Origin of the sequence: Sphingomonas azotifigens NBRC 15497 (assembly GCF_002091475.1) — a bacterium.
Taxonomy (GTDB): Bacteria; Pseudomonadota; Alphaproteobacteria; order Sphingomonadales; family Sphingomonadaceae; genus Sphingomonas; species Sphingomonas azotifigens.
The window spans coordinates 1-21520 of record NZ_BCTR01000079.1; the positions used below are offsets into that span (position 1 = coordinate 1).

Consider the following 21520-nt stretch of genomic DNA (forward strand, 5'->3'; position numbering starts at 1 on the left):
TCTAGATCGAACAGTGATTGCCATCCTCCCCGGCGACGCCGGTGCAAAGTTTTGCCGGGGAAGTTGACGTCTCTCAGCTTGGCCTAGCGACCGGCAAAGATGCAGCCAGTTCAGCTCCAGATCTTCCAAGGCGCGTTACCGGCTGTCCATAAGTTCGTGAGTAGTTCCTTGTCGCGCAGTGTGTCCATCGGCTGGAAGAAGCCGTCATGCTCCCAAGCAGCAAGCTGCCCGCGCTTAGTAAGCTCCTCCAGTGGACCCCGTTCCCAGATCGTGTCGTCCCCTTCGATCAGCTCGATCACGCCAGGATTAAGAACGAAAAAGCCGCCGTTAATGATGCCGCTCGCGGCCTGCGGCTTCTCCTCGAATTCGGTGACGCGCCGATCCTTGATCTCGATGTGACCAAACCGGGCCGGCGGCCGCACGCATGCGACCGTTGCCATCAGGCCGTGCTCCTTGTGAAACGCCACTTCCTTGCCGATATCCACGTTCGACAGGCCATCGCCATAGGTCATGCAAAACGGCTCGTTGGGGTCGAGATAATCCCGAACGCGCCGGAGACGACCACCCGTCATTGATTTTTCGCCCGTGTCGACAAGCGTGAGCTTCCAGTTCTCTGCTCGCTTCTCGTGAAAGTGCATCTCGTTAGAGGAAAGGTCTATCGTTACGTCAGAGTTATGAAGAAAATAGTTGTGAAAGTATTCCTTGATTACATACCCTTTGTAGCCAAGGCACACAATAAATTCTTCAATACCAAACTGTGAATAGTACTTCATGATATGCCAGATAATCGGCCGATCTCCGACATCCACCATTGGTTTCGGCCGCAGGACAGTTTCCTCCGACAGGCGAGTCCCAAGTCCTCCTGCAAGTATGACGCACTTCATTAAAAATCTCCGGTTCAACCACGCTTCTAGAGAATAGAATTCTATACTACACGCATTTTATGATATCGGCTTGACGCCGACCTTTCTGTGCGCCGAGAAGGATAGGTGCAATAGATCTCGGTGATAGTTATCGTCCAGTTCTTTGCCATTCAATTCGAGTACCGAGTAAGCATCTAAACCCACCACCTGCTCGCCATGTCGCCGTTTGAAGCGATCTGAAAGGTCGTCGAGTGACAATCGACTGGGAATATTTATCTCGTCCGAAACTAGGATGACGTCATCCACGGCAATGAGCCGGAAATTTAGGGCACGCGCGCGGAGCGAGAGATCGAATACCGCTTCAAGAAGCAGCATATGTTCATCGAGACCGCCCAAATCGAGAAAAAGATCGCGGCGGATGGCAAAAAAAGCCGAATCCACCAAAGACACTTCTCGAAAGCGCGGCGTTTTGAAATTGTCGTTGGCTTTCGATTCAAGCCTACCCCTCCGCCGCAAAATTCCGGCCGGACCGCAGTCCCAGCTACCGCCCGCCGGTCGCCCGGCTTCAGTACAGACGAGCGGAACTGCGAGTGCAACGTCTTCCCTGGCAGCAAGCGCTACCAATTGCTTCAAATCGACCTGCTTCACCAAGTGCTGCGGGATACCTGTTAGCAGGATGACGTCGCAGGAGAGAGGCAAACGTCGAACCGCACTGTTAATCGCAGCAGTCGGCGAATCTAGGGCCGAAGCGGCTCCCGATAAGGGAGACTTGCCAAATGTTTCAGCGCACGGTCGAACGATATCGCCAGATGTGCTTGTAGCGACGATAGCGGTGCGGACATCTACGTCGCTCGTCCAGATCATCCTTACGCCGCTCGCATCCATTTCGGCCTTCGCGCCCACCTTCGCGGCGAACGCCTCCCAAGCCTTTCGGGACGGGCGATTCGCGGCCACGTCCTCCACCGACCGCCTGCTTAGCAGTAACTGCTGATGTACAATGCTGTGAGAATGGGCCACAAGTTGGAGCAACAGGTCGCCTGTCAGCGGAGCGCACTCGTCGATACCTACAAGATCGAGAAGGTCGCGCCTGACTGCAATCGCACCGCCCATATCTGGATCTGCCACGAAACTATAAGGACTGTACGCCTCGCGCAACTTGGGTGTCGCCACGCCGTCTCCGCGCATTAGCCACTCGTCAGCGTAGACGATATCCGCATGCGTCATCTCAGCAATATGTTCGAGTTGGGCATATCCTTCCAGCGCAAGTCGAACGCCGGCAGCATGGAGGCAAACATAGTTCGGACTGAGAATTCGGACGTAAGGATGCGGCGGGCACAGTGGCATTGGCATCACCTGCTCGACTGGCATCACCTGCTCAGCTGGCTGCAGTTCTGACCGCTGATCGACCACAGCAAGTTGCGAGACGATAGGGCTGCTACGGGCCTGCGTCTCCGCAGCGGGGTGTCCGAACACGCCGCGCCAAAACCGCCTCGTTGCCTGCAGCGCCGCGCGGAGATGGCCTGCCAAGCTGCCGGGAGGTCTGTTCAGTCGAGTTGGAACTTCGAGGTTGCGGCGTGAAAACTCCTCGCCCGCTGCGATGTCTTGAAGAACGGAGATGCGGCTGGCGCCACCATCGAGGCGTGCTAAATAATGCTGGCGGCCGTGCTCGTCCGGAGCTCGAGCCAGCAATACGCCGTATGCGCGATCAAGGAATATATGCTCTTCCGACGCGAGCAGACTATCCACTTGTGCGTCGTCGATCCGTTGGTCGGGTACTTCGAACATTATGAAACCTCTTTCAGACCGGCGCCCAGTCAATGACAGGCACGAAGGCCTGGCCGGATTGGTCGCACCTGCTAGGAACCGGCACGCGCAACAAGCCCCATTCGGAACGCGGGCGCCGCCGCCCCCCGCGCGCGCGGTGCATGGATTGAACGAGCAGGGATTCAAGCGATCGCGCATTCTCCTCCCAACGGAAGGCCTTTACAAACGCCAGCGCGTGATCCCGCATTTCGCTGCGGAGTGCTGCGTTGCTCACAAGGCTTTTCAGCGCGGGGAGAACCTCGTCTGCGTTGGATACCAGAAGTGCACTGCGTCCAGGGGCGGTTACTTCGGCATGGGGGCCAACATTATATGCGACGCACGGAGTACCCTGGAATTGGCTTTCCACCAAGGCAAGGTTGAACCCCTCCCACTGAGAAAGATTGAGCAGCACGTCCGCTGCAGCGTAGGCAGTGCCCATCATGCCAGCAGGGACGTTCGGGAGTACGATAACGCCCATGCGGGCTAATCGCGCAGCGTCCTCCTCCGAAACCTTGCCCAGAAGAGCGATCTTGATATCCTCGCGAAGACGTTTGATGGACGGCAGCATCTCAAGCAGCGACTGAAAGCCCTTGTACGGCTGCTCGTCCAGATCGAACTGCATTCGGCCGACCCACAGGATAAGCACGTCGTCATGGCCTACCCCGTGCTCGAAACGGAACCGTAGGCGCTCGCCCAAGTGCGCCCTCCTGTAATGATCAGCACCATGATGCAGAACTGTCGAATAAGCGCGAACCTCCTCCGGGAGCGTATTCTCGATGTATTTGGAGATAGAAAGTATGGCATCGCCGCTGCGGAGTCGGCCATAATCTTCGGCATGATGTGCATGCATCAGCCTCCAAAGATGATACGCTGTCCCGTTGTCGAATAGGTGTCCGGGCGGCGAACCATGCTCGACGAAGACCACCGGCGCTTCTATATCCGCCACCCACGCGTAAAAGGGGGGCGTGTGGAGTATCCAGATGTCGACATCCGAAGCCAAGCGACTCTTAAGGAAGCTCCGAATAGCCGATCGGCTGGTATAGTCGTAGAATCCCGGCACAACTTCTGAGAGTACATGCAGATCATAGCTGCGCTCCATCCGATGATCGGCCTTGGCCGTGAACACGCGCACATCGTGCCCAAGGCCTTGGAGATGGCGTGCTTGCTCATGCACGACGAGATCGACACCGAAACCGAGCAACATTCGTTCGGTTAAGAATCCTATTTTCACGACTGCATTGCACTCCCGGGAACGGCTGCCGGCGCCGGATTCCAAATTCTAAGGTCCTCGACAAGGTCCCCTTCTCGCCAAGCAAGGTGGAATAGCTGCTGTTTCAACGGCACGGGTGCCGCAGCGAAAAATTCCGTCTGCCCATCTCGCACAAGCAAATTTTCCTGAAGGCCTTGCCGGAACGTCCCACTGGTAGGCCAGAGATAAGGCGGATAGCCGCGGCCATCCTTGCCGACCACCAAGACGAATCTACCGGATGCCAAGCACTGCGCTGTTATGCTACGTTCGCCATGCTCGAGTTCATAGGCATCCATCTTCGTGGCGAGTCTATTTTCTTGGCGAGTCAAGAGGAAATCCCCGCGCGCCATCATGAAAGCATTGGTGCGCACATGCGGATTTGGATATTGCAACTTGCCGCCCACCGCGCCTTCATAGCTTCCGGTGGCCCCCACCAAGGCTACTCCTGGACGACCAAGGTTATACTGGAACTTTGCTAGCCATAGATCTCCATTCAGAACTGCTGAAGTGTTCAGGAAGCACACCTGCCTAGCCTTGGAGCGAATCGCTGCACGATAATAAGCTTCTATATCAAAGCCATCATCCGGCAAGTTGAGCGTTGACAGGTCCAACCCCTCGAATATCGCCAGCCCATTGCGCAATTCAGCTCGATTGTGGAAGCCCTTTAAAAGCAAGATCAGTCGGTGGGGTGCACCGGCAGGATATCGACGATAGGACTCAACGAAGCGTCGAGCTTTGCCAGCGAAATCTTCGTCAGCTCCCCTTGCTAGGTAGAACACATCAACACTATCAATGTCCTTTGCGCCCATCATCGTCTAAATGAACCTCGGGTTGAGTTTGAAGGAGTAATCGGCCGGCGCTAAAGATAGAAAAAACTCGTTATAGAACCTATCGATAGGCGAGCGCCCCCACCTTTTATAAAAGGCATCCCGATCATCAAAATTGTAGGAATTCGTCGCGCTCTTTCCTTCAAAATGATACAATTCCACGTCGGGATCATAGACGACGGTTCGCCCGACATGCCAAATTTTCATGCATAGGTCGATGTCATTAAAGGTTAGAGGCATTCCCTCCTCGTAACCACCGACATCCCGGAAGAGATTAGTTGGAACTAGTGTCATAGCGCCGGTCACTGCTTGGTAATTCCGAACAATCGCGTTGCTGAAATAGCTTCCTAGATCGTTCTGCGACAGTCCTCGACTTACATGGTCTGGATGTCCATGCACTACGACCACGCCCGCATGCTGGATGGTATTATCTGGATACAGCAGTTTGCCACCGACAATGCCCACATGGGGTTTCTCGAAATGCCGTAGCATTTTCTCAATCCAATCAGGCGTGATGACTTCAGTGTCGTCATTAAGCAACAAAAGATAATCGCCGGCAGCAGCGGCTGCCCCAAAATTCATTTTCCGAGAGATATTAACTTCGGGCTGCGAATAAGTGACGTACCGAACGGGAAATGAGTGGGCGCTGGACAGGCGCTTTTGCTCTAGGTCACCATTGTCAACGATTACGAACTCGATGTTTCGATATGTTGACTTCTCCACGATCGAGCGGACGCATTCTCCGATCAGATCCCGCTTGGCCCCATTAATGCTTACGGTCTTTGCAGCTGTCGGTATCACGATCGAAACCAAGGGGTTGCCGCGCACTTTGGACTGGATCCGGTAGGCCGCATGGTTTGGGCGCACAGCGCTAACCAAACCTTCGCGCCCGCTACGCACCAGCCGACGTTGTAGTGCATCAATTTCCTTGTCCAGTACGGAGGCGGGTTGCGCGTCCTCCAACGTATCTGGACGATGCAGGAGTATCTGACGGAGGTGCGTGACCCTCTGCGCCCTCTCGGAGCACTGCAGTAACAGATCGTACTGACACTTGACATCTGCCATGTTTAGCGCAGCAAACTTCAAACTGTAACAAGCCGCTGACCCGATATAATTTGCCGCTTCTAGGAGGTCTGGACTCCAATCGGGCTTCAGGAATGGCCTGCCTCGCTCGCCAGTTGGACTAATGCAATCCTCGTCAAAATAAATGACGTCGACATCGGGCTCCATTATAATACGCCGGGCACACTCATAAAGCGCCCTTTCGTGCAAAAGATGTCCCGCGCGCAGATACAGAAGAAACGATCCGGAACAAGCATCGATATCTTTTAAAGCACTAGCGGGCCGTACCGAAACTGGTGGGAACAGTTGTGCCTCACAACTGCGCACCGTGGCAGCGAACGCAGTATCTTCATCGCCATCGATGAGCACATGGAAGATTGGCGGCTGCGGCATCATGCGGATATGCGTCAAGCGCTCCTGGCGCTGAACTGCATCAGACCAGCGTTCTGCAGCGAGAAACGACGCGTAGCCCTCTTCACCAACCAGTGGGCCCGCGTTGTACGTATCGCCATTCTTCGAATTGCCATTAGCGATCGTCGGTGTCGCTGCATGATCCTTGCTGTCGCGCGCGGGGCTAATTTGTACGGGCTTGACCTCGAAGATGTCCAGAAGGGCTTCAATATGTCGGTCCCAGGTGAATTGTGTGCTTCGCGCCCTGCCGCTCTGCCTAAATCTATCAGACAGAACTTGATTTTCGAGAAGTTGTCGAAGCCCCTCGCTTGCGTCGCGGGGCTTTGTAGGATCCACGAGCAGGCCGCAGTCGCCCACGACCTCGGGCATCGAAGAAATGTTCGACGTTATGACTGGCGTACCACACTTCATCGCCTCAAGCAGTGGCAAGCCAAAGCCTTCATAAAAAGACAAATAGATGAACGCCTCGGCGAAATGATACAGCGAAGGCATCAATTTTTGTGGCACGAAGCCGGTGAAAAAGACTCGGTCTTGCAATTTGTAATCAGCTAGAAACGCAGCAAGCTTTTCATTATTCCATCCCGACGGACCGGCAAGGACCAGCACGATATCGTCATATGCTTTTGTGCGACTTACTAGATCCTCAAAGGCCTGCAGCACGCCAATAATGTTCTTGCGCGGCTCGATCGTCGAGACGCTCAGGAGATATCGCCGATCACGGGGAACACCTATCGAATCCACCAATTCGTCGCGCGAGATGAAGCTGGGCCGATCGTAGATCGCATCCGTGCCCAGGTACAACGTTGCGATCTTGCCGGGATCGATCCCGCAAAACCGCACTATATCTCGCTTTGTGGCATCGGAATTGGCGAGAATATGATCAAAATCGTGGAGCGCCGCGAGCTTTTGGCGCTCTTTTTCGATGTTCAAAGCCTCATGTGTATCAGGGTAGAGCGTCGTCGTGAGGTCATGGACCATGATAACGTTTTTATGCGCCTTTGCGCAGGGATAGTAATAGACATCCGTACAGTGATAGACGTCACACGGGGCCGAATTGCGCGTCGTCGTTCCTGGCAACGGCAACAAGAGCCCAGGATGGGACCAAACTTCGCCTAACAAGCTTCGCTGTCGCGCATCAAAATCGGTCTGCTCTATAAGTCGGTACGGGAGGGATTTTGCAAAAGCTGCCAAATCCTGGTCGGCAAAGCCAAGGTCCTGAAGCAAAATTTCGACATCGCAAAGACCGCTGTCAACAAGTCCCTTTATGACGTTAAATGCATAGTTTACGACCCCCGTCCGGGGAAATCGAAGCACAAAACCATCAATGAGGACTTTGGCCTTTCGGGTCATTCGTTCAACTTCCTTTGGAAACGGCAGCTTGGGAGCATTAGCAATAAGAACTTTTGCTACTCCTAGACCTCCGTTCCGTCTTACGAATTACTTCATGTAGAGACAGGCGGGGCGGAGAGTCTGAATGCGCGGATCGTTAGCTAGAAGGTTTCGTATCTGCAATACACCTGCACGGTTTTCGCGGCGCACGCCTCCCAGCTGTACGTCGCGGCCACGGCCTTTCCAGCTTGCACGGCAGTTTCTCGCCAGCCTTCGTCCTCAAGACCAGTGCCAATTGCATCTTCGAACAGCTCGACATCGCGCGGGTCAATCAGCATCGCTGCACCTTGGGCTGTCTCCGGCAAGCACGACACGTTGGATGTGATGACGGGCGTGCCCATAGCCATGGCTTCAACAATAGGTAGACCGAAGCCCTCATATTGCGAAGGATAAAGTAACAACTTCGCCCCCCTATAGATGATAGGGATATCCAATTCAGCCACATATCCGAGGTGGACAACTATTCCCTGGGCAATTGCGCAGTTAATCTTTTCCACAATCTCCGCATTGTTCCAGCCTGGCGCACCAACAATCACCAGCTTTATGCGCTTTCTTCGCCTCTTGATGTAGGAGGCAACAGCATTAATTGCGTGATCGATGCCCTTTCGAGGTTCGATCGTTGAGACGCACAAACAATACTCAGTGTTGTCGAGGCCGTATCGGCGCAGAACCTCACGGTCACCAACCCGCTGCGGGGCGTTGAGAAAGGCTTCCGAGATGCCGAGGGGAATCGGAGATATCTTCTGTGGTGCCACGCCAGCGAGCTCTGTCAATTCCTTCGCAACGAACTTTGACACCGTGATGACGTGCGATGCGCGTGCGATGGAGTCCATGAGTCCGGACTCGAACTCGCGCACGCGTTGTTTGGGGTGAAGATGCGGGTACCGTATGACCGACAAATCATGCACCGTCACGATACCGCTGTCGCACGCCCGTGGAAGAAAGAAGTTGGGACTGTGGAACAGCACGTTTCCAAATTCCCGCTTCGCCAGAAGCCGGCCTAAGAAGGGCGGCACAAAGCTCCGCGGCGGCTTACGCGTCCGCAAGAACCAGGCGGGATCCTCGAACCAGCGCCCATAGCGATAGAACCGTACACTCTCCAATTCCGGCGCTGGCGGAAGGTGTTTGCAAAGCTCCCAGGTGTATCGCCCGATGCCGGTCAGCTGGGGCGAGAGAGCGTCGATCGCCAGGGCAAGTTTTACCACTTTGCGCCCTCAATTGAATGCAACTCATCATGGCGTATAACGCCCCCATGCTCCCGGTTATCACATGACATCTATGAACTGAACACCGCTCAACTGCACTCCAAGAAGCCTGTTATCCGGGCTCTCTCCAATCGACGCTGGGGAACGAGCGCCGATGAAGTCGAATTCAAACAAATTGGGTGCATCCTCTGACAGTGCGAAGGGTCCAATCCACACCGTAATAGGCTTGCCAACCTCTACAACGATGACATTCGTTTCGCTTGACAAGGAAATCGCCCCGCTCCCGGGACAGAACATAGTTCGACCAAGTCGCTTGCCGTTCAACGTAACCTGCATACCTAAAGGCGCTTCATCGGCTACATAGGGCGCCACATCAAGCCTGAGCATGCGGTCTCCCGAGTGCGCAGGGCGGAAGAGAAGCATTGCCTTGCTTGCATCCGACCAGATGCCGGCTGCTTCGGGGAGAGACCAACCATCGATGAGAAAATCCGGCTTTTGGCCCATCGAAACCGTCACCAGCTTCTCTGGCAATTGCGGGAGAATATCGTGAAACAGGGCAAGGCCCGTCGGATTGACGCCACTGAGGTCGGCGTCGGTCCAGGCATCCTCAATAGCGCCGAGCTCGCGACGGACGCTAAGCCGTTCTTCGTCGGTCAACACCTTCAATGCGCCGCGGTCCGCGACCAACATGCCAGGCGGCGGAGTCCATTCCACGCCGATGTGCGACAACACCAAGCGCAATGCTGCCTCGCTGTCACCGATGAGATCTTCATATTTCAGGAAGAGGACGCGGTCGCCATGCAGCCGCTTCAAGGCGATCAATCCCGCCAGCGTCGACTTGTAATAGGCAATCGCAGCCTCAACGGTCTCGACTCCCCAAAAATCGCAGCCCAGATTTGTCCGATTGCGTCGGTTCATCGAACTGTTGATCTGGTCCAACGGCGAACGAAGCAGGGCAACGTACCGCACGTCGGAGAAAGTCTGGACGAGCGCAGCATCTGTATCTGCGAGCATCGCACCCGGAGTCTTGGACCCGATGAACCGAGCGCTCGGTTTGCCGAGGCTGGCGCCGATGACGCTAGCAACAATTTCAGGGAACTTGGCGACACTGGGATAGCGGAGGGTGGACTGCCGTCCCGGCGTGACAAAGCCAGGATAATGAAGGATAGGCTCTGCCTCTACGGCCTTTTCGACCCGAAGAGATAGGGGGGGCTCGCCTGCTCCGCGTACGGCGGGATCGAAGGTCGACGCAAGCTGCTCGACAACAGCCTCGTACGCGAGAATCGGACGTAAGTGCCGAACAAGATCGACTAATCGATATTCCGCCATGATCGCCATGTCGGCGCACTCATTTAAAACATCCACTAATGCCGTCGTACCAGAGCGCGCGAGGCCGCCGATCAAAACGGCGGTATGGTCTTTCACATTTACCACGTTATAGGTTCACTTATCTAGCCCGAGACATGTTCTCACATGTCTCGCTACATTGTCGAGGTCGCACCGTAGCAGCTCCGTCACTGCCTAATAGGCTGAAGCACAACAAGCAACCCCGACGCGCACGATGTGACGTGTATCACGGTGGGAGGCCTCCATGCCATGATGGCTCCGAAAAGTGGATGCCCCCCCCATCTGATGCGATGGTGGTCTAAAGCGGTTGCGGAAGGGAGCCCGTTCCCAACCGAGGGAACGACTCCGACACGGGGGAGCAAGGGCCCCTTCCGCGTTGGTCACAACCCTGAACGGTTGCTTGGGACTACCGATCCCGCACGACATGGACAGGAGCCATACCATGCCACAAGCCGTCATGGGCTGCGACCTTTCGCGCGCCTTCATCGACATCTGCGAGCTGCCATCGGGAAGGATCGGGGCAGATCGCCAACACACCGGACACCATCACCGCCTGGCTCGACACGCTCGATCATCACGTTCGTCTCGTCTTCGAGGCCACCGGCGGCTGCGATGGCGACCTAATCGCTGCGCTGGCAGCACGCGGACACTCCTTCTCCCGGGTCAATCCGCGTCGGGTCCGCGCGTTTGCCAAAGCCACCGGCACGCTCGCCAAGACCGACCGCGTCGATGCGCGTGTCCTTGCCCGCATGGGCGCGGCCCTCGACCTGCCGGCCACCGTCCCGCTCAGCTTCTCCCGCATGCGCCCCGCCGATTTCCTGCGTCGTCGCAGACAGTTGATCGATATGCGCAAAGCCGAAAGCCTGCATCCTCACAGCGCAGACCAGCCTGAGTGTCCGATCGGAAATTAAGTTGAGTGGTATCAGTAGGTTAGCTTGACGGCTTGGCCTGACGTTGATTCAGGGGTTTCGCCAAAAACTACCGTGGATGCAACGATGTGGACTGACACCACTCGCGCCCTTCATGCGCGAAGCTGGCTAGCTTTGCCAAGTGATATGACCGATGCCGAGTGGGCGGTTTTGGAGCCGCTGCTCCCGCCCCCGTCGCATGTTGGGCGACCTCGTAAATGGTCGCTGCGGCGCATTGTCGAGGCGATCCTGTATCTGCTGCGCGGCGGCTTGCCTTGGCGGATGCTGCCGCCTTGCTTCCCGCCCGTATCGACGGTGCGGCACTGGTTCTACCTTTGGCGCGACAACGGACTGTGGTTGACGATCAATCACACCCTGCTGATGGTAGCGCGTGAGGCGCATGGCCGCGAGGCATCGCCCAGTGCTGGAGTGATCGACAGCCAGAGCGTGAAAACCACCGAAAGCGGCGGCCCTCGTGGCTACGACGCGGGCAAGAAGACCAAGGGGCGCAAGCGGCACATTCTGACCGACACCGAAGGCAATCTCGTCCATGCCGTGATCCACACCGCCGACATCCAGGACCGCGACGGCGCACCGCTGGTACTCGCCGAAATCGTCGGACGATTCCCGTGGCTGCGCCATGTATTCGCGGACGGAGGCTATGCCGGCAACAAACTCAAGGACGCCCTGCGCCGCTTCGGGAAATGGACCATCGCGATCGTCAAGCGCTCCGATGCAGCCAAGGGCTTCGAGGTGCTGCCCCGGCGTTAGGTCGTCGAAAGAACCATCGCCTGGCTCAACCGAAACCGCCGGCTCGCCAAAGACTTCGAGCAGACCATCGCTTCGGCAACTGCATGGCTCTTCATCGCCTCGATACAGCTCTTCACCCGCCGCATCGCAAAATCATGAAATCACGCCGGATAATTTCGAATCAGGCACTGAGATCGCGCAGACGATCGAATCCATGATCACCCTGCTCGGGGAACTCCCCGGACTCGGCGCCCTCTGCCCCCGACGAATCGCTTTCCTCGCCGAACTCCTATCCCGTGCACGCGAAAGCGGATCCAGGCGAGTTGCCCGCCGCATAAGGGGCGGAGGACGCAAGGTCCGCGAGACACGCTACATCGCCGCGTGTCACATTCCCACACTCACCGCAATGCGCGGCAAAGGCAAATCGACCAAGACTATCCTCAATCGTCGTCGCCAGCCAACTTCTCGTCATCCTCAACGCCATGATCCGTAAACGACAGCCTATCGCACCCCCCTGACCATCACAGTTGCCCCCCGCGTACGCGGGCTATCCATGGTAGCCGCCATCCTCGGTGGAGGGAGGTGAGCGGCTGATTGCGTGGGATTGCTGCCTCGGCAAATCTACGGAGATCTGCGCATACGGGCCTGCGGGTGTCAGCTTTCGATATCAGTTGCAAAGCTCCTCGAACTTAAGCAGGGAGCGGGGCGCCGCCAGCATGCGTGCAAGCGGCACCGGAGTGAATGACAGGGTAATTATGTTCGAAGCTTTGAAGTCGATATCGAGAAGGTTCGATCCGCTATTTCTCGCCACTGTTGTCATTCCAACGATCGTCGCCTTGATATATTTTGGTCTGATATCATCGGACGTCTATATATCGGAAGCTAAATTCGTTGTTCGGAGCCCCGACAAGGCACCGTCGACGGGGCTTGGCGTGCTTTTGAAGGGCGCCGGCTTCTCGACCGCGGGTGACGAGATTTATGCCGCTCAAGATTTCGTTCTTTCGCGCGACGCGTTGCGACTTATTAATAAAGATAACTCGTTTTTGCACGCCTACACCAACGCCAACATCTCTGTTTTCGATCGCTTCGACCCGTTCGGCGGCCAGCACAAATTTGAGGATCTATACAAATACTACCAACGCAAGGTCAAAATAGACTACAAGACTAGTTCGTCTATTTCAACACTGACGGTTCGCGCCTATGATCCAGTGTCGGCACAGCGTTTCAGTGAGCAACTGCTCGAGATGGCGGAAGCTACGGTAAACCGGCTTAACACACGGGCCCGACAGGATCTTATCCGCTTTGCGGAGGCCGAGGTGACGGATGCCAAAGACAAGTCGAGGGCTGCGGCGCTAGCACTGTCTCGTTATCGCAACGGCGCCCGGGTCGTCGACCCGGACAAGCAGGCAATGGTGCAGCTGCAGATGATCTCCAAGCTGCAGGACGAGTTGATAGCGTCCCGCACGCAGTTGCTGCAACTTCGGTCCTACGCGCCGAACAATCCTCAGATCCCCGTTCTGGAGACGCAGGTGCGCAGTCTGAATGCGGAGATCGAGGCGCAGGGTGGTAAGGTCGTTGGCGGCGATAAGTCGCTCGCCGGCGCTGCGCCCGACTTCCAACGCCTCGCGCTTGAGAGCCAACTTGCCGACAAAAATCTGGCTGCCGCCATGGCATCGCTGCAAGACGCTATGAACGAGGCACGCCGAAAGCAAGCGTATGTCGAGCGCATCGTCCAGCCGAATTTGCCGGACGAGCCGCTTGAACCTCGACGGTGGCGCGGCATTCTTTCCACGCTTGCCATAGGTCTTGTAGCATGGGGCATCTTGAGCATGCTTATTGCCGGTATTCGTGAGCACAGCGACTAGATTCTGGCAGAGTGGTGATTTGAGTTCGCTATGATTCAGCTCGTCAACGTATCAAAGACCTATCAGACGCGATCTGGCCCTATACAGGTCTTGGACAATATCAACTTTTCGATCGGACGCGGCGAGCATGTGGGCATTCTCGGCCGTAACGGCGCAGGCAAGTCGACCCTAATTCGCCTGATCAGTGGTGCAGAACGTCCGTCGCAGGGCAATATTGCACGCGCTATGTCAGTGTCGTGGCCAATCGCTTTCGGTGGCGCCTTTCAAACAGCACTGACGGGTCTCGACAATCTCCGATTCATTTGCCGTGTCTACAATGTCGATCCCGCAAGCAGGATCGAGCAAGTCGAACAGTTCTCCGAGCTTGGCGTATACTTTCGGGAGCCGGTGCGCACCTATTCTGCCGGCATGCGAGCTCGGTTGGCTTTCGCGATATCCATGGCAGTGGAGTTCGACTGCTTCCTCGTCGATGAAGTGATCGCAGTGGGCGACGACCGGTTCCAGAAGCGCTGCCACCATGAGCTATTCGAAAAGCGTGCCGACCGTGCTCGGATCATCGTGTCACATGACCCAAACATCATCCGACAAAGCTGCACGCGAGCATCCGTGCTCGAGCGCGGCAAGTTGAGTCACTTTGAAGATGTTGACAGCGCCTATGCGTTCTACGCCGAGCGAATGGCGTGAGCCTGCCCGAAAACGGCAGTAGAATGCCGTCCGGTAGCATTTTCCACAGTCCGGGAACGCAGGAAAAACAAGCGTCTCTGAGCCTTTTCGTTGATGTAAGCATCATTAGTGTCGAGGACGCCGGTACCGGCATCCAGCGCGTCGTTCGCGCAGTGGCGACGCGGCTTCAGCCCGCGCTGCGAGATGGGGTTCGCATCGTCCCGGTCGCCTATCGTCCGGGGGCCGGATATAGGACGGCAGCTTGGGGGCCATGGCAGGATCGCACGCCGGGCCAACTGATACAGCCTAGTGAAGGTGACGTATTCCTCGGCCTCGACCTCTCCGTACGAAACTTGCCCACTTGCGATGCGCAATTCGCTGAATGGCGCCAGATGGGCTTGCGCATATACTTGCTGGTCCACGACTTGTTGCCCGCAACAAATCCGCGTTGGTTCAGACCCGCGGCTGTCCGCAGCTTCCGCAGATGGCTGCAATTTCTTTCCCGACACGCCGATGGCGCCCTTTGCGTTTCGCACTCGACAGCCGAGGCACTACACGGATGGCTCACGCGCCATGCCAGCAACGAGCGACGCAAGCCACGCATCGACGTCATCCCACTCAGCGGCGACATGGAAGGTGCGTATCATACTCGCGGTCGGCCGCAAGACGCCGATGCGCTACTTCGCTGGGTCGCGAGCGCGCCTACGATTCTGATGGTCGGTACGGTCGAGCCACGGAAAGGCTATGATATTGCCTTAAAAGCTTTGCGTCGACTCCGCGCCTCCCACCCTCGAGTCACCATCAACTTGCTGATCGTCGGACGACCGGGGTGGAAGAGCCGCCTCCTGCAATGGCAGATCCGCCGAACGGCCTCGACACGTGTCGACGTCCGGTGGCTGCAGGATGCACAGGATGAGCTTGTCTCGGAGCTTTATCGCGCATGCGCGCTCTATCTCAACTGTTCACGCGGCGAAGGTTTTGGGCTGCCGGTGGCCGAAGCGCTGCACAATGGCGCAACAGTGGTCGCCTCCGACCTGCCCGTGTTCCGGGAGTTGTTTGACGGCAAGGTTCGGTTTTTCCGGCGCGACGATCCGGTCGATCTGGCGGTCGCCCTAGCAGACGCGCTTGATCCGGCGCGCGTCCGGTCTCGGCATATGCGCAACGTCCACTTAGATCCGTGCACAGCCACAAACTGGACGACCACTACCGAAGCAATCCTTGAAGCGATTGACAAAGATGGCGGGCAACTTCTGACGAGATCTGTGCTTATTCGGGCGTAATGTCTCGGGAGGTGATCATCATCTGCGACATCGCCACCAGCGTGAGTGCCAGGTTGAAAATCACGAGATACAGCACATCATAATGTGCTCGAATCTGACCTCCGAAATAGCCGTCTCGTAACATCTCAACACCGTTTACCATCGGGATCAGCATCGCATAAGGCTGAACGTCCTGAGGAAGCGCGTCTACGAGGTAGGCGGCACCTGAGAGAGGGAAGATCAGATACGCTGCCGGATGCCAAATTTTCTCGACCATCTCGTATCGCTCCGACGCTGCCCCCACAGCGATCGCAAGAGCGCTGCCGAACCAAGCCAGCAACAACCAGCCACCAATCACGAGCAGTACATCCTCAGGGGGATCAATAAGACCGATCAAGATGTAAATGAGGCTCAGGATGACGAAGGAGATCGTCGCGCCCATTCCTTCAAGAAGCAACCGCGCTGCATAGATATCAATCGGGCGTACGTTGCGATGATACATCAGCGACATATTCGGCAGAATAGCATTGATACATCGGGCAGGCATGTTTCGCCAAAGCAAAACAGTCGAGTATCCAGTGAGTGCAAATGCGGCGATTGGTAGCGTCGAGTTGTGAAATGCGCTCGTCGCATACCAAATACCTGTCACGCCAGTTGTAAACATCATTGGCTCGACAAAAAGCCACAAAAACCCAATGTTATGCCTGCCAAATCGCGTGAGAATTTCTCGCATCAATAATGCAAAAATTATTCGTTTCTGCACCGCCAGAGAATGCCGAAATGGCTTACGTTCATGCATCTTAGTGGACACTCTATAGGTATATATAGCCAATTCATTTGGCTATTCAGCGGGTACAGCAAACTTATCAGAGATTTTACGGCGGAAGAGGCTAATTTTACTTGAAAAGCTTCCTCTTTGCCTTGACGCCATGATAGGGACGGTGTTTAGCATAAGGCTGTCTACAGGCAAGTGCAACGCGGAAGGGCGGCATGGGGTATCAAGGATCCGCCTTCTGGCGGGGGAAGAAAGTGCTCGTTTCGGGCGCAACGGGGTTCAAGGGCGCATGGCTTTGTATGTGGCTTGCGGAGATGGGTGCAGAAGTCAGTGGCTTCAGCCTGCCGCCGACTGCAGAGCCCAATTTGTTCTCGTTGCTACAACCGCTCCAGATTCGACACGCTCACATTGATCTGGCCGATGGAGGGAGGGTCGCGGCTTTCGTAAAGGAAGCCGCTCCTGCGTTCGTTTTCCATCTCGCAGCACAGTCGCTGGTTCGGCCTTCGTATCGCGATCCGCTGTTGACCTATCAGACCAACGTGATGGGGACCGGCAACATGCTTGCCGCACTTCGTGACCTTTCAACGCTGCAGGCGGCGGTGATCATCACGACGGACAAGGTCTATGAGAATGACGGATCTGGACGCGCGTTCCAAGAAGGCGATCGCCTGGGCGGCAAAGATCCCTACAGCAATTCTAAAGCCTGCGCGGAGCTTCTAACGCAGTCCTTCCGTCAGAGCTTCTTCGGAGCGGACGCGCCGATTGCGACGGCGCGCGCCGGGAACGTCGTCGGCGGCGGTGACTGGTCGGAAGACCGGCTGGTCCCAGATTTGGTACGCGCGATGCTGCAAGGCGAACGTCTTTCGCTGCGTTATCCGGAGGCGACACGGCCTTGGCAGCATGTGCTAGAGCCGCTGTCCGGCTATCTGATGCTCGCTGAGAAGCTGGCGGAATCGCCGTCCGACATTTCCAAATCATTCAACTTCGGCCCGGACCACAACTCCACGCTTTCCGTAGCGCGCGTCGTTGAAATCCTGAACCAGGCGCTGGGCTTGGACGAGGGATGGGTGCGACAAGAAGGTGACCACCCGCAGGAGGCGCCTGCCCTTGCACTTGACTCCACGCGGGCTGCTAGCGAGCTGGGCTGGGTACCAAAAATGAAGATGTTGGATACCATTCAATGGACGGCGGAATGGTATCGTCGTTGGAATGCGGGTGAAAATCCCCGCGATATTACGTTGGATCAGATTAAGCGTTACGAAGTGCTTTGATACCATACCCCTGCATCGAAAAGGATTTTTGCGTGGAACACCTAACCTGCCAATTTTGTGGCACGGAACTGAAACTTTCGCTTGTAGATCTTGGCCGAATGCCTCTAGCGAATAGCTATCTTGATCCTAATGGTGATGTTGCATCGGAAAAATCATATCCGCTTCATGTTCGCGTTTGTGGCGAATGCCGTCTAGCGCAAGTTGAGCCAGCGACTGAGCCTTTCGAGATTTTTGGTGACTACGCCTATTTCTCCTCTTACTCCTCTTCTTGGATGCAGCATGCCAGCCGCTTCGCGGATATGGCGATTGCGCGTTGGAGCCTCAACGAGACTAGCAAGGTCGTCGAAGTAGCAAGCAATGATGGCTATCTCCTGCGGAATTTCGTAGCCGCGAATGTGCCGGTGCTCGGCGTTGAGCCCGCTGCCAACGTTGCCGCGGTAGCGGAACAGATCGGCGTTCCCACGGATGTGAGCTTCTTCGGAGTCGATACTGCGGAGCGGCTGCGTGGGGCGGGGCACAGCGCGGATCTAATTGTCGGAAACAACGTGTTCGCGCACGTTCCTGACCTAAATGACTTCGTCGGCGGCCTTGCGATCCTACTCAAAGCAGATGGGGTCATCAGCCTCGAATTTCCACACTTGCTCAAGCTGATCGAGGGCGTTCAGTTTGACACCGTCTATCATGAGCATTTCTCGTATCTCTCACTCTACACGACCGAGCGCGTGCTTGGCCGATACGGCCTGCGCGTGTTCGACGTGGAGGAACTGCCGACTCATGGTGGAAGCTTGCGCATCCTAGCTTGCCATGTAGGAAGTGGGGCGCATCCCACGGGCGAGGGCCTCGAGAAGGTGCGTGCCGACGAAGCTGCAGCGCGGCTGGACGATGATGCGGGCTATGAAGGGTTCGCTCCAAAGGTCGAGAAGGTTCGTTCGGACTTACTTGCCTTCCTCAATCAGGCGAAAAGCGAAGGCCGCACCGTCGTGGGGTATGGAGCTGCGGCGAAGGGCAACACGCTGCTAAACTTCTGCGGCATCGGTGATAGCCTTGTGTCCTACGTTGCCGACCTTAGCCCTCACAAGCAGAACAAAGCGCTGCCCGGTAGCCACATCCCCGTCAAGGCGCCGGATGTAATCGGCCAAAGCAAGCCGGATTATGTTCTGATCCTGCCTTGGAATATCAAGGAAGAAGTAATGGAAAGCATGTCCCATGTTCGGTCCTGGGGCGGGCAGTTCGTCGTTGCGATTCCGCAGCTGACGATTTTCGAATAGGATCTGGGCGTGAAAATCCTCGAGACCCGCATTAGGTCAGTATTGGAAATCCAAATTGATCCTCGAGCAGATGACCGAGGATTTTTTGCTCGTACATTTGATACCCAGATCTTCAAGGACCTGGGTATCAATCACGAGTGGCCACAATGTAATGTGTCCTTCAACGCTCGCAGCGGTACATTGCGGGGCATGCACTTTCAAAATCCGCCCTTTGCCGAGCCAAAACTGGTTCGGTGTACACGCGGCCGTGCCTTCGACGTCGCGATCGACCTTCGGCCGGGATCGGACACCTTGCATCAATGGGCGGCTGTTGAGCTCGATGGGGAGCGCCACAATGCAATCTACATTCCGGCGGGTTTCGCGCACGGTTTCCTCACGCTGACGGACGACACGGAACTGTTTTACCATATGGGTGCCAGTTACGTGCCCGATGCGGCTTCCGGGGTGCGATGGAATGATCCGGCGTTCGCGATCGAATGGCCGTTCCCCCCCGCTCACATGTCCGAACGCGACGCCCACTATCCGGACATCGCCCGTTGAGTCGCGTTCTGGTCACGGGAGCAAGCGGATTCATCGGTCGCCAGATCGTTGCGAAGCTGGCGACGATGGACGTCGAGGTACACGCTGTGGCGCGGACGCCTAGCTTTGCCCAAGATGGCTCCGTTCACTGGCATGCGGTCGATCTGCTCAAACCTAGAGATGCTGCGGACCTCATCCACACCATCCGGCCCACGCATCTCGTCCACGCCGCGTGGATCGCCACGCCGGGCGTGTATTTGCAGTCGCCTGAAAACTTGGCGTGGGTCCAGGCATCGATCGGTCTGGCAACCGCGTTTGGCGAGACAGGAGGGACGAAATTCCTTGGTGTAGGTACATGCGCGGAATATGCCCCATCGGATAAGATTCTGGCAGAAGATTCGGCGGCATTAGCTCCAGCCTCGATCTATGGATCTGCAAAGCTTGCTGCGGCCCACGCGCTTACGGCGGCGGCTGGAATTCATGGTTTCCAGTTCGCTTGGGCAAGGCTCTTCGTGCCGTACGGCACTGGAGATTCTCCTAAGCGGCTTATACCGTCGGTCATCGCTGCCCTTCACCGCGGAGAGGCGATACCGACCACCCATGGTAATCAGGTTCGCGACTTTATCACATCGGTCGACGCCGCGGATCAGATAACGCGACTGTTATGGTCGCCCGCCTCCGGTAGTTTCAACATCGGCAGTGGTCAGGGAACTCCGGTACGTGCGGTGCTTGATCGCATTGGTGCGCACTTTCAGCGCATGGACCTTCTGCAATATGGCGCGCGCTCGCCCGCCCCGGGCGAACCTATGCTGTTGGTGGCGGACATGGAGAAGACCGCCTCCGCGTTGGGCGGCATTACCGCGATCTCGATCGCCGAGGGGGTTGATCAAGCCATTGCAGAGTTTGAAGCGTCGCTTGTCGACGGCTAATCAGAGGCAGGCACAGCAAATCCAACCATGGCTTGCTAGTGTTTGATCCGCAGGCTGCTGGTAGAATTGACCAGCGCGCAGAGCGAGGTGAAGTATGGGCCAGATTCTACACCGCAGCGGCCGGACGACGGAGGCGGTCCGCCGGAGCGGCGAACGAGCAAGGTCGGTTTTTTGGGGTGCGAGTGAGGTGGTCCCGCCTTCTTGGACAGTTTGGCGACTGAGTTAAGCTAATCCCGGTTGTCGTTCATGCCGCCTGTTTGATCATCAGATCATGGGGGCATGTCCCCTATGATCTGATTGCCCCATCCGCTGATAGGCCTCGACCGGGGTTCTCCCGGCCAGTCCCGAGTGCGGACGCTGGGTGTTGCAATAGGTGATCCACCGGCCAAGGCCAGCCCGCAGTTTCGAGCCGGACCCGAAGGCGTGGAGATAGACGCACTCGTACTTCAGGGATCGCCAAAGGTGTTCGATGAAGACGTTGTCCATCCACCGGCCCCGGCCATCCATACTGATGCGGACCTCGGCGTCGCGCAGCACGCTGGTGAAGGCGTAGCTGGTGAACTGGCTGCCCTGGTCCATGTTGAAGATTTCCGGCTTGCCGAACCGGGCCAATGCCTCCTCCAGCGCCGCGACACAGAAGCCGGCATCCATCGTGTTCGACAGCCGCCAGGCAAGCATCTTGCGAGTAGCCCAGTCCATAATCGCCAACAGATAGAGGAAGCCACGGCGCATCGGAATGTACGTCACGTCGGCGCACCACACGTGATTGGGCCGTTCGATCGCCAGCTTGCGCAGTAGATACGGATAGACCCGGTGCTGCGGGTGCGGATCGCTCGTGCGGGGCCGCTGGTAGATCGGCGCCAGCCCCATCTTCGCCATCAGGCGTCGCACCCGACGGCGACCGCCCTCGTGCCCGGCACGCCGCAGGTGCCGCGCCATCTGGCGGCTGCCGTACCACGGGCAGTCCAGGAACGTCGCGTCGATCACTGTCATCAGCGTCAGCGTCTCATCCGTCTCCGGCACCGGGGCATAGTAATAGGACGAGCGGCTGATCGTAAGCGTCCGATGGCGGCCGTCGGGCGAAAAATCGACCGTCGACGCCCGCCCCACTTGCGGACATTCGGCATGCGTGTTTGATGCGCCTGCGCTGAACGCAC

At 56.8% G+C, this 21520-nt stretch carries 17 protein-coding genes and 1 pseudogene; 9 read left to right on the forward strand and 9 right to left on the reverse strand.

Annotation, left to right across the window (positions count from 1 at the left end; genetic code table 11):
• Window positions 1-110 precede the first annotated feature (110 nt).
• The 7 genes from rfbF to SAZ01S_RS21180 form a co-directional block, all read right to left on the reverse strand.
• Window positions 111-884 carry a glucose-1-phosphate cytidylyltransferase gene (rfbF, locus tag SAZ01S_RS21150; protein ID WP_084584291.1) on the reverse strand — a complete coding sequence of 258 codons (774 nt, stop codon included), beginning with the start codon at window positions 882-884 and terminating at the stop codon, window positions 111-113.
• A gap of 57 nt (window positions 885-941) precedes the next feature.
• The gene (locus SAZ01S_RS21155) at window positions 942-2648 is read right to left on the reverse strand and encodes a glycosyltransferase family 2 protein (RefSeq protein ID WP_167693223.1); all 1707 of its coding nucleotides are present in this window, start codon (window positions 2646-2648) and stop codon (window positions 942-944) included.
• 13 nt (window positions 2649-2661) lie between these two features.
• Complete coding sequence (locus tag SAZ01S_RS21160) at window positions 2662-3870, reverse strand: glycosyltransferase family 4 protein (RefSeq protein WP_084584295.1); 1209 nt, start codon at window positions 3868-3870, stop codon at window positions 2662-2664.
• A 23-nt stretch (window positions 3871-3893) separates the two neighbouring features.
• Window positions 3894-4727, reverse strand: a complete 834-nt coding sequence (locus tag SAZ01S_RS23855) for a hypothetical protein (protein WP_139810183.1) — start codon at window positions 4725-4727, stop codon at window positions 3894-3896.
• A 3-nt stretch (window positions 4728-4730) separates the two neighbouring features.
• Window positions 4731-7565, reverse strand: a complete 2835-nt coding sequence (locus tag SAZ01S_RS21170) for a glycosyltransferase (protein ID WP_084584298.1) — start codon at window positions 7563-7565, stop codon at window positions 4731-4733.
• 140 nt (window positions 7566-7705) lie between these two features.
• A complete protein-coding gene (locus tag SAZ01S_RS21175; protein WP_084584299.1) occupies window positions 7706-8809 on the reverse strand; it encodes a glycosyltransferase family 4 protein in 1104 nt (367 codons plus the stop codon).
• A 60-nt stretch (window positions 8810-8869) separates the two neighbouring features.
• Complete coding sequence (locus tag SAZ01S_RS21180) at window positions 8870-10234, reverse strand: sulfotransferase family protein (RefSeq protein WP_167693225.1); 1365 nt, start codon at window positions 10232-10234, stop codon at window positions 8870-8872.
• A 467-nt stretch (window positions 10235-10701) separates the two neighbouring features.
• Here SAZ01S_RS21180 and SAZ01S_RS21185 point away from each other — a divergent pair, with 467 nt between their 5' ends.
• From SAZ01S_RS21185 to SAZ01S_RS21205, 5 genes and pseudogenes are all read left to right on the forward strand, one after another.
• On the forward strand, window positions 10702-11067 hold the full coding sequence (locus tag SAZ01S_RS21185; protein WP_245825096.1) for an IS110 family transposase: 366 nt from the start codon (window positions 10702-10704) through the stop codon (window positions 11065-11067).
• Between the two features lie 84 nt (window positions 11068-11151).
• Window positions 11152-11973 (forward strand): annotated as a pseudogene (locus SAZ01S_RS21190) (IS5 family transposase).
• Between the two features lie 557 nt (window positions 11974-12530).
• Window positions 12531-13679, forward strand: coding sequence for a KpsE/RkpR family capsule polysaccharide export protein (locus SAZ01S_RS21195; RefSeq protein ID WP_245825092.1), 1149 nt, complete (start codon window positions 12531-12533; stop codon window positions 13677-13679).
• A 30-nt stretch (window positions 13680-13709) separates the two neighbouring features.
• Window positions 13710-14363, forward strand: a complete 654-nt coding sequence (locus tag SAZ01S_RS21200) for an ABC transporter ATP-binding protein (protein WP_084584304.1) — start codon at window positions 13710-13712, stop codon at window positions 14361-14363.
• Window positions 14360-15622 (forward strand): glycosyltransferase family 4 protein, encoded by a 1263-nt coding sequence (locus tag SAZ01S_RS21205; RefSeq protein WP_139810184.1) that lies wholly within the window; start codon window positions 14360-14362, stop codon window positions 15620-15622. The genes SAZ01S_RS21200 and SAZ01S_RS21205 overlap by 4 nt, the downstream gene beginning before the upstream one ends.
• On the opposite strand, the gene SAZ01S_RS21210 is transcribed toward SAZ01S_RS21205, so the two are convergent.
• Window positions 15609-16400 (reverse strand): ABC transporter permease, encoded by a 792-nt coding sequence (locus SAZ01S_RS21210; protein WP_084584308.1) that lies wholly within the window; start codon window positions 16398-16400, stop codon window positions 15609-15611. The two genes, SAZ01S_RS21205 and SAZ01S_RS21210, sit on opposite strands and share 14 nt — an antisense overlap.
• 191 nt (window positions 16401-16591) lie before the next feature.
• Between SAZ01S_RS21210 and rfbG the strand changes: the two genes are divergently transcribed.
• Genes rfbG through SAZ01S_RS21230 form a run of 4 tightly spaced genes read left to right on the forward strand, consistent with a single transcriptional unit; the run spans window position 16592 to window position 20363 of the window.
• A complete protein-coding gene (gene rfbG, locus SAZ01S_RS21215; RefSeq protein WP_084584310.1) occupies window positions 16592-17647 on the forward strand; it encodes a CDP-glucose 4,6-dehydratase in 1056 nt (351 codons plus the stop codon).
• 32 nt (window positions 17648-17679) lie between these two features.
• Complete coding sequence (locus SAZ01S_RS21220) at window positions 17680-18915, forward strand: class I SAM-dependent methyltransferase (protein ID WP_139810185.1); 1236 nt, start codon at window positions 17680-17682, stop codon at window positions 18913-18915.
• A gap of 9 nt (window positions 18916-18924) precedes the next feature.
• Complete coding sequence (gene rfbC, locus SAZ01S_RS21225) at window positions 18925-19455, forward strand: dTDP-4-dehydrorhamnose 3,5-epimerase (RefSeq protein WP_084584312.1); 531 nt, start codon at window positions 18925-18927, stop codon at window positions 19453-19455.
• On the forward strand, window positions 19452-20363 hold the full coding sequence (locus SAZ01S_RS21230) for an NAD-dependent epimerase/dehydratase family protein (protein ID WP_167693226.1): 912 nt from the start codon (window positions 19452-19454) through the stop codon (window positions 20361-20363). The genes rfbC and SAZ01S_RS21230 overlap by 4 nt, the downstream gene beginning before the upstream one ends.
• Window positions 20364-20627: 264 nt before the next feature.
• On the opposite strand, the gene SAZ01S_RS21235 is transcribed toward SAZ01S_RS21230, so the two are convergent.
• On the reverse strand, window positions 20628-21520 hold an 893-nt coding region (locus SAZ01S_RS21235; protein WP_245825094.1), incomplete at its 5' end, for an IS3 family transposase.